This is a genomic window from Flavobacterium fluviale (genome assembly GCF_003312915.1).
Lineage (GTDB): Bacteria > Bacteroidota > Bacteroidia > Flavobacteriales > Flavobacteriaceae > Flavobacterium > Flavobacterium fluviale.
The window spans coordinates 1,087,256-1,102,292 of record NZ_CP030261.1 but is presented as its reverse complement, the minus strand read 5'-3'; the positions used below and the strand labels follow the sequence as shown (position 1 = coordinate 1,102,292).

Sequence of the window (15,037 nt, the reverse complement as noted above, 5' to 3'; positions counted from 1 at the left end):
ATCATTTTACATATAGTAACTCGAATCGGAATTTTGATTCTTTTACTGGGTTTGGTTTTCTTATTTTGGCATTTTACCTACGATCCTCATAAATTTTGTGACGAAAACGGACATAAACATGTAGATGGCGGTTTAGGTTTTTTTATCATTCTGTTTTTAATCACTCAAATGTTTTATTTGGGATTACTAATAGAAATGATTTATTTATTTGTGAAGAAACAGCGAATTTTAGCCTTTGCAAATCTCGGATTTTTAATAATTAGTTTATGTATAGTTTCTATCTGTATGTTTCTAATAAATTAAATTAGCACTATGGAAAAAGATAAAGTACCTCAAGATAAAAGTAACTTAACAAAAAACAACGTTAAAGAGCTTTTATACGCAACTGATGAAAATGGCAATTACACCACAACCTTAAGCACTGGCTGGGAGCCTAAAACAATTGCATTATCGAATTCTATCGATGAAATAAACGAGCGTATTTCTGAAGCTAAACAACAAGTTTTAAATGGCGAAGCCAGTCCGATCGTTTATTTTATGGAAGTCAACAAAATGGATCTTACAATTTTAGCCAGTTATGTCGGAATGTGGAAATGGCGCGTAAAAAGACATTTTAAACCTGAGGTTTTTGCCAAACTAAACGACAAAATCTTGAAAAAATATGCGGATACTTTTGAAGTATCAATCGAAGAATTAAAAAACAGCATCACCAAATAATGGAATTATCTTTCACACATCATCAGTCTGCTCATTGTGAAAATGGAGTAGCGTCAAATCTGCTAAAAAACAGCGGATTAAACATCAGCGAACCGATGGTTTTTGGTATTGGCTCTGGACTTTTCTTTGTATATCTGCCTTTTATAAAAGTAAATTATGCTCCGGCGATTAGTTACAGAACTCTGCCAGGACAAATTTTCAATAAAGTTGCCAATCGTTTAAATTTAAAAATAAAAAGACAAAAATTTTCTTCAGTTTCAAATGCCAATAAAGCTTTAGATGAAAATTTAAAAAATAATATCCCAACCGGATTACAAGTCGGCGTTTATAATTTAAGTTATTTTCCTGACGAATATCGTTTTCATTTCAACGCACACAACTTAGTCGTTTACGGAAAAACCGAAACCGATTATTTAGTGAGCGATCCTGTTATGGAAACCGTAACCACTTTAACGCACGAAGAGTTAGACAAAGTTCGTTTTGCAAAAGGAGCTTTTGCACCACGAGGCCAAATGTATTATCCTATTCAGGTTCCAGCCAACGTGGATTTGAAAAGTGCCATCATTAAAGGAATCAAAAATACCTGTCGCGATATGCTGGCGCCAATGCCAATTGTTGGTGTTCGAGGCATCAAATTTGTTTCAAAGCAAATTAGAAAATGGCCCATAAAACACGGCACCAAAAAAGCCAATCATTATCTGGCACAAATGGTTCGTATGCAGGAAGAAATTGGAACAGGAGGTGGAGGTTTCCGTTTTATTTATGCTGCATTTTTACAGGAAGCTTCGGTTATTTTAAATAATGAAGAACTAAAAGATCTTTCTAAAGAAATGACAAAAATTGGCGATTCATGGCGTGACTTTGCTGTTGAAGCTTCAAGAATTTACAAAAACAGAAGTGCCAAAGAAGACGCTTACAACACTATTGCCGATGAACTTTTGGACATTGCCAATAGGGAAGAAATCTTTTTTAAAAAATTAAAAAAAGCCATCAGTTAAGATATTTTGCAGCCTATAATTAAAATAGAATCCCTTTCGAAAAAGTACAAAGATGCCGACCAGTATTCTTTGAACAATGTTTCGCTAGATATAAATGAAGGAGAAATTTTTGGCCTTCTGGGCCCAAACGGCGCCGGAAAAACTACTTTAATTTCCATGCTCTGCGGATTGGTTAAACCAACTTCGGGACATTTTACAATTGACGATTTAAGTTACTCCAATCATTCATCAAAAATTAAAAAAATCATAGGTGTTGTTCCTCAGGAATATGCCTTATACCCTACTCTTACAGCCCGCGAAAACCTCCATTATTTTGGAAGTATGTACGGCTTAAAAGGTTCTGATTTAAAAGATAAAGTAATCGAAACTTTAGACCTTTTGGGTTTATTAAAATTTGCCGATAAACGAGTGGAAACCTTTTCGGGCGGAATGAAACGCCGTGTCAATTTAATTGCGGGAATTTTGCACAAACCGAAAGTTTTATTTTTAGATGAACCAACCGTTGGTGTTGATGTTCAGTCTAAAAATGCCATTATAGATTATCTAAAAGTGTTGAACGAAAACGGAACCACTATTATTTATACTTCGCATCATTTGGCTGAAGCCGAAGATTTCTGCACGAATATTGCCATTTTAGACCGAGGCCGGATTTACGCCAAAGGAACTCCTTCAACTTTAATCAATTCTGTTGAAGAAGCTAGAAATCTCGAAGACGTTTTTATTTCATTAACCGGTAAAGACCTGAGAGATGATATATAAAATTTGGATGTCTATCGTAAAAGAATTTTTACTGCTTAAACGCGATTTAGGCGGTTTGATTATTTTGTTCATAATGCCTTTGGTTTTGGTAATTACCGTTACATTGATTCAGGACAGTACTTTTAAAACCGTAAGCGATTCTAAAATTCCGATTTTATTGGTTGATAATGACAAAGGTTCGGTTTCTAAAACCGTTTTTGAAAATCTTGAAAAAAGTAATTTGTTCAGCGTAGTTACACAAATCGACAACAAAACGATTACGGAAGATGTTGCCCGAGAAAATGTTTACAAAGGAAAATTTCAATTGGCAATCGTAATTCCAGAAAATTTAAGTTCTGATTTACAAGCGAAAGTTGATCAAAATGTCGAAAAAATTGTGAGCAGTTTAGGCATGACGGATAGTACGTCAGCCAGCGAACCTCAACGAATCATAAAAGAAAAAGAAGTAAAACTGTATTTCGATCCGGCGGTTCAAATGAGTTTTAAAAATGCGGTCATGAGTTCAATCGACAAAATGATTTCGCAAATCGAAACTAAATCGATTTATACCACTTTTCAAAATCAACTGGGAGAAGGAACTACTGATTTTGAACAAAAAAGTTTCATTTCATTTAAAGAGATTATTCCGAAAATAAACAACAAAGAAGTTCGCCCGAATTCGGTGCAGCATAACGTTCCCGCATGGACACTTTTTGCGATATTTTTTATCGTGATTCCGTTATCGATCAATATTGTAAAAGAAAAATCACAGGGAACTTTTATTCGATTAAGAACCAATCCCGTTTCTAACTTAGTAGTGATTATTGGTAAAACCATTACCTACTCGATTATTTGTATGATTCAGTTTTATATGATGGTTGCCGTTGCAGTATTTTTATTTCCATCTATCGGACTTCCGTCTTTAAATATTGAAGGACATTTAGCCTTGATGAGCGTTGTCGCTTTATTTTCAGGATTCGCCGCAATTGGTTTCGGAATTTTATTAGGAACCGTTGCGAGTACGCAGGAACAATCGGCTCCGTTTGGTGCCACGAGCGTAATTATTCTGGCGGCAATTGGCGGTATTTGGGTTCCCGTTTTTGCCATGCCGAAAATCATGCAGATCATTGCCAAATCCTCTCCAATGAACTGGGGATTAGACGCTTTTTATGACGTTTTACTACGTAACGTTTCTTTCCTCGAAATCATCCCAAAAATAAGTTTATTATTTTTGTTTTTCATTCTCACAACAGCCATCGCATTATTTTATGACAAAAAGAAAAGAACAGTATAACGAAGCCACAGACTTAACCGTTTCGCACGAAATCAGAATTCGTTTTAACGAAACTGATCCGCTTGGAATTGTTTGGCACGGCAATTATATTACCTATTTTGAAGATGGACGAGAAGCGTTTGGACGTAAACACGGACTTACATATCTAGATATTGGAAATACAGGATATACAACGCCGATTGTAAAATCAAAATGCGAACATAAATTGTCTTTGCGCTACGGTGATGTCGTTACCATTGAAACAACAGTTGTTGATACGCCCGCTGCCAAAATGATTTATCGCTTTAAAATTATTGATGATAAAGGCGAAGTCGCTTGTACTGGAGAAACTGTTCAGGTTTTTTTAGATAAAGAAGGAAATCTAATGCTTACGAATCCGCCTTTTTATGAGGAATGGAAACGAAAAGTGGGGTTGTTGAAGTAGAACACGAATTGCACTAATTTTCACGAATAAGAAAAGAAAATCTGTGAAAATCTTCTAAAATCTAAAGAATCTGCGTGCAAAAAAATTAAACACATAGAATCATAGAATTTAAAAGGGAATAAAAGAATTAAATAAAATCAAGATTTTACACATAGCTATGTTTGTTTAAACAAATGAAATGCCTTTTTCAGGCAAACTAAACTATGTATCTATGTGTTAAAAAAATATACCTACAAGGTTTTGAAAACCTTGCAGGAGAAATCGAACCAAAAAATGTTAAGAGAAATATACATCACAGAAACAAATTGTATCACGCCTTTAGGTTTTGATGTTGAGTCCAATACTGAAGCGATTCTTCGCGGTGATTCTGGTATCCAGCTTCACAATGACATTTCTTTGATGCCAAATTCGTTTTATGCTTCTATCATTTCTGATGAAAAAATAAACAGTGCTTTTTCAAAAATCAGTACTGAAACCCAATATTCCCGTTTAGAGAAAATGATGATTTTGGCTTTAGAGCCGATTATCAAAAATGCTGGAGTTGAATTAAATTCAAAAACGGCTTTTATTCTTTCTACTACAAAAGGAAATGTTACGGCTCTAAAAAACAATTCTGAGGAAAGTTTTAATAACGCACATTTAGATGTTTTAGCAAAAAACATTGCCGATTTCTTCCAATTTCAAACACAGCCAATTGTAGTTTCAAATGCCTGCGTTTCTGGAATTTTGGCCGTTTCTGTTGCCAAAAGAATGATTCAGTCTGAACTTTATGACAATGTTTTTGTGGTTGCCGGTGACGAAGTTTCAGAATTTGTTTTGTCAGGTTTTAACGCCTTCCAGGCCATGAGCGATCTGCCTTGTAAACCGTATTCTAAAAATAGAACCGGAGTAAGTTTAGGTGAAGCAACCGCAGCAGTTTTAGTTTCGGCGGAAGCCAAAAATGCCAAAATAAAAGTAATTGGCGACAGTTCGATAAACGATGCGAATCATATTTCTGGGCCTTCAAGAACGGGCGAAGGTTTGTTCAGAAGTATTCAAAATGCTTTGAAAGAAGCTCAAATCGAAGCCAATAAATTAGATTATATTTCAGCACACGGAACCGCAACTCCATTTAACGACGAAATGGAAGCCATTGCATTCAGCCGTTTGGGTTTACAAGATGTTCCAGTAAATAGTTTAAAAGGATTTTACGGTCATACATTAGGCGGTTCGGGATTATTGGAAACGGTAATCGCGATTGAATCTGCGAATCAAAATACACTTTTTGAATCGAAAGGTTTTGATGAAATTGGTGTAAGTGAATCTATAAATGTGATTGAGAAAAATGAAGAGGCAAGTATTGAGTATTTTTTGAAGACGGCTTCTGGATTTGGAGGTTGTAATACGGCTGTGGTTTTTGAGAAAATAAAAAAATTAATAATTAAATGAGAATAGTTACTTGTATTTGCTTTTTATTTTATTTAAATATTAATGCACAAATTCAAGATGAATTTTTCGTCGATGATGTAAAAACGATCGACATTCTAACAGTAAATTTTTGTGTTGACAATCTTGGTAAGACAAGTTCAGTTGTTGTAATTCCAGAAAAAACAACTTATGAAAATCAGCAAAATATAGCTAAGGTAGTAGAATATCAAAAAAATATAGAATATTATCCAGATAGTAAGTTAAGAAATAAGTGTTTTGATTTTATTTTTAAGTTTATCAACTCAAAATTTGAAAATAAAAAATTGGAGAAGTCAAAATTTTCTAAATGTAAAGAATTCAAAAATGGCACATTTAAGTATAATGATGGCAGTTATTTAGATATAATAATAGAAAGAGATGATAAATTTCAGATAGAAAAAAGTCCAACGGATTTTTCAAAATATCAAATTGAATGGACTGATGATACGAATTATGTTCTCACTTATTTAGAACTCAGCAATAAGAAACTCGAATATTTAATTGGAGAAAAAATCTACGTAGAAATAATAGATATTCTTGAAGATGGAAGTTATGTTTATAAAAGTAATTTATTAGATCGAACACTTATAACTGGAATCATAAAACGAATAAATTAGTACCAGATTACCACTTTAATAATGACTCAAAACAAAACCTACATACAATCCTACATCACCATCCAAAACAACGAAATTGTTTTGAACGGAACTTCTGTATTCAAAATTGAACCGACAGATTTTGCTGATTTCTCTAAACAAGCCTATCGTAATTTTGAAATGCAATATCCTAAGTTTTTCAAAATGGATGCTTTGAGCAAACTGGCTTTTTTAGGATCAGAATTGCTTTTGAGTCCGATTACTTCAAATGAAGAGGAAAATAATATTGCTTTGGTTTTGGCGAATAAATCGTCGAGTTTAGATACAGATGTAAAATATCAGGAATCGATTTCAGACAAAGAAAACTATTTTCCGAGTCCGGCGGTTTTCGTGTATACGCTGCCAAATATATGTTTGGGCGAAATAAGTATCCGCCATCAGCTGAAAAGTGAAAATTCTTTCTTTATATTTGATGCTTTCAATTCTGAGTTTTTGTGGAACTATTCGGAGATTTTGTTAAACACAAATAAAGCGGATACCGTTCTCTGTGGCTGGGTTGAATTTTTTAACGACAATTATAAAGCTTTTCTTTGCACGATCAGCAAGGAAGAAAACGAAAAATATACAAACGAGACTATCAATACATTATACAATAAATAATCATGGAAGCATTAAAAGAAGAATTAAAAAATAAAATCATTACAACTCTTAATCTTGAAGATATCACAATCGAAGACATTGCTGATAACGATCCTTTGTTTGGAGACGGTTTAGGTTTAGACTCGATTGATGCACTTGAATTGATCGTGATTTTAGATAAAGATTACGGAATTAAATTAGTAGATCCGAAAGAAGGAAAAACAATTTTCCAGTCTATCGAAACTATGGCGGCTTACATTAGCGCGAACAGAACTAAATAAATTTTAGATTTTAGACTTTAGATTTTAGATTTCTTAGACAGAAATATTTAGAATCCATAGTCTAAAATCATAAATCTAAAATCTAAAATGGCAAAAGGTGTTGCAATAACGGGAATGGGAATTATTTCTTCGATCGGAAATTCGGTTGAAGAAAATTATCATTCGTTAATCGAAAATAAAATCGGGATTTCCCGTATTCAAAATATTTCGACAGTTCATGCAGATGTTATTAAAGTTGGTGAAATCAAAAAAACTAACGATGATCTCATCGCTGAACTGGAATTAAACAGCGATAATAATTTTTCAAGAACCGCTATGATTGGTACTTTGGCAGCAAAACAAGCTGTTGAAAATGCCGGCATAACCTCGATTAACGAATTTAGAACCGGACTTATTTCGGCTACAAGTGTGGGCGGAATGGACATGACAGAGAAGCATTATTACGATTATTTCGAAAAACCGGAGCTAGTAAAATATATTGCGTGTCACGACGGCGGCGATGTTGCAGATAAAATTGCCGAAGAACTGGGTTTAAAAGGAATGGTTTCAACGATCAGCACTGCTTGCTCTTCTGCTGCAAATGCTATTATGCTGGGCGCAAGATTAATCAAAACCGGAAAATTGGACCGAGTTATTGTGGGCGGAGCTGATGCTTTGTCTAAATTTACCATCAACGGATTTAAGACTTTGATGATTTTATCTGACGACTACAACAAACCTTTCGACAATAACAGAAAAGGATTAAATCTGGGAGAAGCTGCTGCTTTTTTGGTTTTAGAATCGGATGAGATTGTCGAGAAACAAAATAAAAAAGTGCTGGCAAGAGTTTCCGGTTACGGAAATGCAAACGATGCTTTTCACCAAACTGCTTCTTCTGAAAATGGAGACGGCGCTTTTCTCGCCATGAAAAAAGCGTTTGAAGTTTCGGGATTAAAACCTTCTGAAATTGATTACATCAACGTTCACGGGACAGCAACGCCAAATAACGATTTGTCTGAAGGAAGAGCTTTACGCCGAATTTACGAAGAGGAAACAGTTCCCGATTTTAGTTCTACAAAACCTTTTACGGGACATACTTTAGCGGCTGCGGCTGCGATTGAAGCGGTTTATAGTGTTTTGTCAATCCAAAATAATGTCGTTTACCCAAATTTGAATTTTGAAACGCAGATGGAAGAATTCGATTTGACGCCTCAGACTTCCTTAAAAAATAAAAATATCGAACACGTTTTATCTAACTCTTTTGGTTTTGGAGGAAATTGTTCAACTCTTATATTTTCAAAAAGCTAATGAAAAAAACATATATAAATGGAGTAGGCTGTATTTCGACTCAAAAAACATTTGATACTGTTTTTTTAGAAGAAGCCATTGTCAATCATGATGAAAATGTACTGGCAATTGTTCCGCCGGCTTATAAAGAATACATTTCGCCTGCTGCAAGCCGACGCATGGCAAAAGGAGTAAAAAACGGAATCGTAGCTTCGGCTTTGGCCATGAAAGATGCGAATGTCGAAAAAGTAGATGCCATTATTACCGGAACCGGTTTAGGATGCATTGAAGATTCTGAAAAATTCCTGAAAAGCATTCTCGACAATAAAGAAGAATTTTTAACGCCAACTTCTTTTATTCAATCGACGCACAATACGGTTGGCGCACAGATTGCTCTTTTACAGCAATGTAAAGGTTATAATTTTACGTATGTAAATGGAGCAGTTTCTTTTGAATCGGCTCTTTTGGATGCTAAAATGCAGATTGAAGAAGACGAAGCCAATTCAATTTTAGTGGGCGGTGTCGATGAAAATGGTGAATATACAACCGCTCTTTTCAAATTAAACGGCCGTATTAAAGCAGACAATACAGCTCCTTATGATGTTTTAACTTCAACTACAAGCGGTGCAGTTTATGGAGAAGGCGCTAGTTTTTTTGTGTTGGAAAACGAAAGAAAAGAAAACACATACGCTGAACTTCTAGATATTGCGATCGTAAATACGCTGGCAGAAAATGAAATTGAAGCTGAAATTACATCTTTCTTAAAGTCAAATAATCTGGAAATTTCAGATGTTGATGCTTTGGTTTTAGGTTTTGATGGAAACGCAGCTTTCGAAAATTACTACAGAAATCTGGCTGAAAATGATTTTGCACAAACGCCTGTTTTGTATTACAAACATTTGAGCGGCGAATATGATACTGCATCTGCTTTTGCTTTCTGGATGGCGGCTAAAATTTTAAAAACGCAGGAAATTCCTGAAATTGCAAAAGTAAATTCGGTTTCAAAACCAGCTTATAAAACCATTTTATTGTACAATCAATTAAACGGAAAAAATCATAGTTTTACGTTACTTTCAAAATGATAACGCATAAAAACATCTCGATATTTTTTATCTTTTTATTGCTTTTAATGTTTCTTATAAACTATTATATGGCAATAAATATATGGTGTTTTTGTGCTGTAATTTTAATTTGGCTGGGAATAAATGCCGTTGGTTCTGCGAGAATTTCATCCAATTATCATGTAAAAGCCTACTGCAGCAATCCATCAGAAAGAGAAAAAAAAATTGCTTTAACTTTTGATGACGGCCCAAGTGAATTTACTTTAGAAGTTTTAGCACTTCTGAAAAAACACAATGCCAAAGCTACCTTTTTCTGCATTGGAAAAAATATCGAAAAACATCCTGAAATCGTAAAACAAATTATTGACGAAGGTCATTTGGTTGGGAACCATTCCTACAGCCATTCAAAGTTTTTTGATTTTTATAATGCCAAACAAATCCGAGAAGAAATTCAGAAAACAGATGCACTCTTGGAAAAATATACTTCCAAAAAAATAAACTTCTTTCGTCCACCTTATGGAGTTACAACTCCTTCGATAAGAAGAGCTTTAAATGTAACCGGACATAAAACAATCGGATGGAGTATTCGTTCGCTTGACGGAGGAACAAAAAATCAGGACTTAATTTTCAATCGGCTAATTAAGTATATTTCTCCCGGCGGAATCGTACTTTTGCACGATACAGGAAAACATTCTGTTTTGGTACTGGAACAGTTTTTGCAATTTTTACAGCAGAATAATTATGAAGTGATTTCGATTGAAGAGCTTTTGAATCTTAAAGCTTATGGAAATTGAACGCGGATGAAACAGATTCGCTATCGCGAAGACGCGGATAAAAACAGATTTTATTAGGTAATTAATCTGTGGAAATCTTCTTAATCTGTGGCAAAAAAAATTAACGCACATTTTGAAAAATATGAAAACTAAAATAGCACTACTAATTCTATTTATTTCAGGCAATCTATTTGCTCAGGAGCAAAAAATGACGGCTTCAGAAATAGCTCAATTCAAGGAAGATGTAAATGTAGTTTCTAAAAAAATAAAGACCTTAACAACTGATTTTGTTCAATATAAACATTTGGATTTTTTATCTAAAGACATTGAAACTTCGGGAAAAATGGTTTTTAAAGAACCTGCACTTCTACAATGGCAATATAAAAAACCATACAATTACAGCATTACTTTTAAAAACGGAAAAATCCTGATTAACGACGAAGGAAAGAAAAGCGCCGTTGACATTGGCAACAGTAAAATCTTTGCCCGAATCAATAAATTAATTGTGGGAAGTGTGAGCGGTAATATGTTTGATGACAAAGAATTTACAATTTCGTATTTTAAATTGAAAGGTCAGAATCTGGCGAAATTCATTCCGAAAGATGCGACTTTGAAAAAATACATCAAACAAATTGAACTGACTTTTGACAAAGAAGAAGCAACAGTGGTTCAGGTAAAATTATTAGAATCATCTGAAGATTATACTAGAATTGTACTTAAAAATAAAGTGATCAATGCAAAAATCGACGATTCAGTTTTTACTAATTAATTGCTTTTTGGCAATTGTTTTAATTTCTTGTGGCTCGGTCACAAAAAATTATACGCCTAAAAAATTAGACAAAACCTCTTATACGGTTCCGTATTTTTCAGATTCCAAAATAGATTATGTTTATAAAACCAATATTAGTGTTTACGGAAATGAATTGTCTGGAATTTTTATTGCCAAGAAAATAAACGACAACACGCACCGAATTGTTTTTACAACAGAATTCGGAAATAAATTAATGGATTTTGAGGTTTCTGAAACCGATTTTAAAGTCAATTCTATTGTGTCGGAATTGGATAGAAAAATTTTGATTAATACTTTAAAAGAAGATTTTCGATTACTTTTAAAGAAGGAATATTTGATTCAGGAACAATTTGAAAATGAATCCGCAGATATTTATAAATCGGCAGACGGAAAACGGGATAATTATATTTTCATTTCCAAAAAAGATCAAAAACTAGAAAAGATCGTTCATTCTTCTAAAACAAAAGAAAAATTTACACTGCTTTTCAATTCAGAAAACAATATTTTTGCTGAGAATATTCAGATAATCCATCAAAATATCAAACTTAGAATTGAGCTGAATTATTTTAAATCAGAATAGAAAATTAAACTAACCATAAAACTAAACTAATCCAAAGATGAAAAAAATAACCTTAATTGCAATCGTATTGTTTATCGGAATTCAATCATCTCAAGCACAAGTAAAAGTTAATCCAGGGCTAAGAGGCGGTTTAAATATATCGACATTAACTAATATTGATGATAATAATTTTAAAACAGATTTTTATGTTGGTGGATTAGTTGATATTAAATTCAACAAATATTTTTCGCTGCAGCCAGAGATAACTTACTCAAGACAAGGTGATGAAGGAAGAGAATATTTTGACAACGGCAGTTATCGTAATGTAAATTATGAACTGAATTATATAACATTTGGAGCTGTTGCAAAGTTTAATTTTAATGGAGGAGGTTTTCACCTATTGGCAGGTCCGTCTTTAGATGTAAAAGTTGGCGATAATTATATTAACACAAATCCGGAAAATTATGATCTTGCCTTTGTAGGAGGTGTTGGTTATACGCTGCCAAACGGTTTGACTTTTGAAGCTAGAATCAAACAAGGCTTAGTTGACATTTACGGTTATAATGGTTTTGATTATGACGACGATTACTATTATAATGATGTCATTTTGAATCAGCTTTTTCAAATTGGAATCAGCTATACGTTTAAGACAAAATAAAAAACATGACTAAAAAAGTATTCCTTTTTATTGCTGTTTTTTTTTCAGTCTTAAGCACAGAAGCCCAAGTAAGTGTTAAGCCGGGTTTAAGAGCGGGATTTAATCTTTCGACAATTTCTGAAATGCATGCCAATTATAAAACTGATTTTTATGCCGGCGGTTTTGCAGAGATTAATATAACGAAACATTATGCGCTGCAGCCCGAGATCAATTACAGCAGACAAGGTTCTAATGATGTTGAACGAAAATATTTTGATGAAAATACGCAGACCAACAAAACTGAATATTTAGATCTGGAAATAAATTATTTATCGCTTTCTGTAGTGAATAAATTTACTTTAGCGCAAGGGATACAATTTCAGGCGGGACCAACTTTAGATATTTTGCTGAATGATAATCTCGCGGTTAGAAAAGCGCAAAATGATCTAGGTTTAGTTTTAGGTGTTGCTTATGCGATGCCGTCTGGTTTAACATTTGAAGCACGATTTAAAAAAGGTCTTTTAGATGTTTTAAGCAGTGATTATTATCAAAATGACTCCAATAATTATTATTTATTTGGGGATTATAACACAAATATTAATTTTCAATTAGGAGTTTCCTATTCGTTTGGAAAATAGAAAATATGGTTTTAAAAGATTTTTATAAAGTACTATCAGAAGAAAAAGTTTCTGATTCAAAATATAATATTACGATTTTAATCAATGAAAAACATGAGGTTTTTAAAGGACATTTCCCTGGAAATCCTATTATGCCTGGTGTTTGCATGATTCAGATTATCAAGGAACTGACAGAATCTATTACAAAAAGTTCATTGATGATTCAGTCTTTGGCAAATGTAAAATTCATGGCACTGATTAATCCTGAGGTAACTCCGGAATTACGTTTGGAGCTTGATGTTACTATAACCGAAGACGATTTGGTAAAAGTGAAAAACACGACTTACTTTAACGACACTACTGCTCTAAAATTGAGTATGGTGTACAAAAAAATATAATTATGAAACTATTATTGACATTACTTTTATGGGTGAATTTTGCAGGAACGCCAGACTTGGCTTCGATTCGCAAAATGTATACAGATGTTGCAAAATCTGAAAATAATGCTAAAGATTTTGTAGAAAAACTTTCAACTGTTTCCAATAGTGACGAGAAAATTTTGGTAGCTTATAAAGCGGCTTCTATTTTGCTTGATTCTAAGTTTGAAAAAAAATTAGGCAGTAAAATTGATAGATTTAAAGAAGGCGCAAAACTTCTAGAATCTGTTATTGCCAGCGATCCTAATAATATTGAAATCCGAATGATTCGTCTTAGTATTCAGGAAAATGTTCCAGGAATAACGGGTTATAAGAAAAACATTAAAGAGGATAAAAAATATATTGCTGCACACTATGCAGAACAAAATGCATCTTTGAAAGAATACTTAAAAGATTTTGTTTTGCAATCTAAAAGTTTCTCTGCCAAAGAGAAACAATTCGTGAAGTAAGCCCAATAAAAACCTCATGAAATCAACGCAGGAATTGCTGAATTCGACTAGCTTTTGTGTTATTGTACCAACTTACAATAACCAAAAAACACTAAAAAAAGTACTGGATTCTATTTTAGATTTCACCTCAAATGTTATTATAGTCAATGACGGTTCAACCGATTCGACAAGCGAAATTCTAAAACAATATTCGCAGCTGACGCAGATTCATCATCCTAAAAATTTAGGAAAGGGACGCGCGCTTCGAAATGGTTTTAGAAAAGCTATCGAATTGAATTTTGATTATGCCATTACGATAGATTCTGACGGACAGCATTTTGCTGCAGACATTCCGATTTTTATTGAAGCAATTCAAAACGAACCGAATGCTCTCCTGATTGGAAGCCGTAACATGGCGCAGGAAAATGTTCCGAAGAAAAGTAGTTTTGGTAACAAGTTTTCTAATTTCTGGTTTAAGTTCGAAACTGGAATTAAGCTCGATGATACACAATCTGGATTTCGATTATATCCTTTGCGATTGCTTCCGAAACGTTTTTACACCAATAAATTTGAATTTGAAATCGAAGTCATTGTGCGCGCTGCGTGGAAAGGAATTGTAGTTAAAAATATTCCGATTCAGGTTTTATATGATCCTGCAGAAAGAGTTTCGCATTTTCGTCCGTTTCGAGATTTTACCCGAATTAGTATTCTGAATACTGTTTTGGTAACCAATGCTTTGTTGTATATTAAGCCTCGAGATTTCTTTAGAAGAGCAAAAAAAAAAGGTTTTAAAAAATTCTTTCTAGAAGATATTTTAGAAAGCAACGATTCTAATTTTAAAAAATCGGCCGCCATTGCTTTAGGTATTTTTATCGGACTTTCTCCTTTCTGGGGATTCCAGACTATTTTGCTTTTTACTTTTGCCGCGATTTTTCGACTGAACAAAGTAATCGCATATTTAACTTCTAATGTGAGTTTTCCGCCTTTTATACCCTTTATTATTTACGGTTCTTTGAAAGTAGGAAGCTTTTTTGTTTCCAGCGATGCCCCGCTAATTTTAGATAGTTCGATGACATTTGATGATATTCAAAAAAATGCTGCACAATATATCGTCGGAAGTCTTATTTTAGCAACCGTTTCGGCACTATCAGCTGGTCTTATAAGTTATTTCCTTTTAACTGCTTTTAGTTCTAAAAACAAACCAAATATTTAAATTAAGTTTGCCACAGATTAAAAGGATTAAAATGATTTTTATTCAAGGCCAATAGCCACAAATTCACTAATTATTCTAATTGGAATAAATTCGTAACGAAAAAAAATCTGTGCAAATCAGGTT

General features: G+C 33.6%; 19 protein-coding genes. All 19 read left to right on the top strand.

All coding sequences use genetic code 11. The annotated features are described in order from the left end of the window. The first annotated feature begins 312 nt into the window (after positions 1 to 312). Entirely contained in the window at positions 313 to 717 is a 405-nt protein-coding gene (locus tag HYN86_RS04975; protein ID WP_113677047.1) for a hypothetical protein, read from the top strand. After that, positions 717 to 1,715 (top strand): BtrH N-terminal domain-containing protein, encoded by a 999-nt coding sequence (locus HYN86_RS04970; RefSeq protein ID WP_113677046.1) that lies wholly within the window; start codon positions 717 to 719, stop codon positions 1,713 to 1,715. Before HYN86_RS04975 ends, HYN86_RS04970 begins: the two co-directional genes overlap by 1 nt. A 6-nt stretch (positions 1,716 to 1,721) precedes the next feature. After that, positions 1,722 to 2,474, top strand: a complete 753-nt coding sequence (locus HYN86_RS04965) for an ABC transporter ATP-binding protein (RefSeq protein WP_113677045.1) — start codon at positions 1,722 to 1,724, stop codon at positions 2,472 to 2,474. Next, positions 2,464 to 3,747: an ABC transporter permease gene (locus HYN86_RS04960; protein WP_162789287.1), complete on the top strand. Its 1,284-nt coding sequence runs from the start codon at positions 2,464 to 2,466 to the stop codon at positions 3,745 to 3,747. The genes HYN86_RS04965 and HYN86_RS04960 overlap by 11 nt, the downstream gene beginning before the upstream one ends. After that, positions 3,722 to 4,171 carry an acyl-CoA thioesterase gene (locus tag HYN86_RS04955; RefSeq protein ID WP_071635812.1) on the top strand — a complete coding sequence of 150 codons (450 nt, stop codon included), beginning with the start codon at positions 3,722 to 3,724 and terminating at the stop codon, positions 4,169 to 4,171. Before HYN86_RS04960 ends, HYN86_RS04955 begins: the two co-directional genes overlap by 26 nt. A 273-nt stretch (positions 4,172 to 4,444) precedes the next feature. Then, complete coding sequence (locus HYN86_RS04950; protein WP_113677044.1) at positions 4,445 to 5,599, top strand: beta-ketoacyl synthase N-terminal-like domain-containing protein; 1,155 nt, start codon at positions 4,445 to 4,447, stop codon at positions 5,597 to 5,599. Then, positions 5,596 to 6,234 carry a hypothetical protein gene (locus HYN86_RS04945; RefSeq protein ID WP_113677043.1) on the top strand — a complete coding sequence of 213 codons (639 nt, stop codon included), beginning with the start codon at positions 5,596 to 5,598 and terminating at the stop codon, positions 6,232 to 6,234. Before HYN86_RS04950 ends, HYN86_RS04945 begins: the two co-directional genes overlap by 4 nt. A 21-nt stretch (positions 6,235 to 6,255) precedes the next feature. After that, positions 6,256 to 6,873 (top strand): beta-ketoacyl-[acyl-carrier-protein] synthase family protein, encoded by a 618-nt coding sequence (locus HYN86_RS04940; RefSeq protein ID WP_113677042.1) that lies wholly within the window; start codon positions 6,256 to 6,258, stop codon positions 6,871 to 6,873. Between the two features lie 2 nt (positions 6,874 to 6,875). Further along, the gene (locus HYN86_RS04935) at positions 6,876 to 7,133 is read left to right on the top strand and encodes a phosphopantetheine-binding protein (RefSeq protein WP_012023174.1); all 258 of its coding nucleotides are present in this window, start codon (positions 6,876 to 6,878) and stop codon (positions 7,131 to 7,133) included. A gap of 87 nt (positions 7,134 to 7,220) precedes the next feature. Next, positions 7,221 to 8,420, top strand: a complete 1,200-nt coding sequence (locus HYN86_RS04930) for a beta-ketoacyl-[acyl-carrier-protein] synthase family protein (RefSeq protein ID WP_113677041.1) — start codon at positions 7,221 to 7,223, stop codon at positions 8,418 to 8,420. After that, positions 8,420 to 9,481, top strand: coding sequence for a beta-ketoacyl synthase N-terminal-like domain-containing protein (locus HYN86_RS04925; RefSeq protein WP_113677040.1), 1,062 nt, complete (start codon positions 8,420 to 8,422; stop codon positions 9,479 to 9,481). The genes HYN86_RS04930 and HYN86_RS04925 overlap by 1 nt, the downstream gene beginning before the upstream one ends. A gap of 68 nt (positions 9,482 to 9,549) precedes the next feature. After that, the gene (locus HYN86_RS04920) at positions 9,550 to 10,254 is read left to right on the top strand and encodes a polysaccharide deacetylase family protein (RefSeq protein WP_230406430.1); all 705 of its coding nucleotides are present in this window, start codon (positions 9,550 to 9,552) and stop codon (positions 10,252 to 10,254) included. Between the two features lie 121 nt (positions 10,255 to 10,375). Next, the gene (locus tag HYN86_RS04915; protein ID WP_113677038.1) at positions 10,376 to 11,002 is read left to right on the top strand and encodes an outer membrane lipoprotein carrier protein LolA; all 627 of its coding nucleotides are present in this window, start codon (positions 10,376 to 10,378) and stop codon (positions 11,000 to 11,002) included. Beyond that, positions 10,968 to 11,603: a hypothetical protein gene (locus tag HYN86_RS04910; protein ID WP_113677037.1), complete on the top strand. Its 636-nt coding sequence runs from the start codon at positions 10,968 to 10,970 to the stop codon at positions 11,601 to 11,603. The genes HYN86_RS04915 and HYN86_RS04910 overlap by 35 nt, the downstream gene beginning before the upstream one ends. 37 nt (positions 11,604 to 11,640) lie before the next feature. Beyond that, entirely contained in the window at positions 11,641 to 12,240 is a 600-nt protein-coding gene (locus HYN86_RS04905; RefSeq protein ID WP_113677036.1) for a porin family protein, read from the top strand. 5 nt (positions 12,241 to 12,245) lie between these two features. Continuing rightward, positions 12,246 to 12,857, top strand: a complete 612-nt coding sequence (locus tag HYN86_RS04900; RefSeq protein WP_113677035.1) for a porin family protein — start codon at positions 12,246 to 12,248, stop codon at positions 12,855 to 12,857. Positions 12,858 to 12,862: 5 nt separating this feature from the next. Then, on the top strand, positions 12,863 to 13,234 hold the full coding sequence (locus tag HYN86_RS04895; protein ID WP_113677034.1) for a 3-hydroxyacyl-ACP dehydratase: 372 nt from the start codon (positions 12,863 to 12,865) through the stop codon (positions 13,232 to 13,234). 2 nt (positions 13,235 to 13,236) lie between these two features. Continuing rightward, positions 13,237 to 13,722: a hypothetical protein gene (locus HYN86_RS04890; protein WP_113677033.1), complete on the top strand. Its 486-nt coding sequence runs from the start codon at positions 13,237 to 13,239 to the stop codon at positions 13,720 to 13,722. A gap of 16 nt (positions 13,723 to 13,738) precedes the next feature. After that, positions 13,739 to 14,914: a DUF2062 domain-containing protein gene (locus HYN86_RS04885; protein WP_113677032.1), complete on the top strand. Its 1,176-nt coding sequence runs from the start codon at positions 13,739 to 13,741 to the stop codon at positions 14,912 to 14,914. The last annotated feature ends 123 nt before the right edge of the window (positions 14,915 to 15,037 follow it).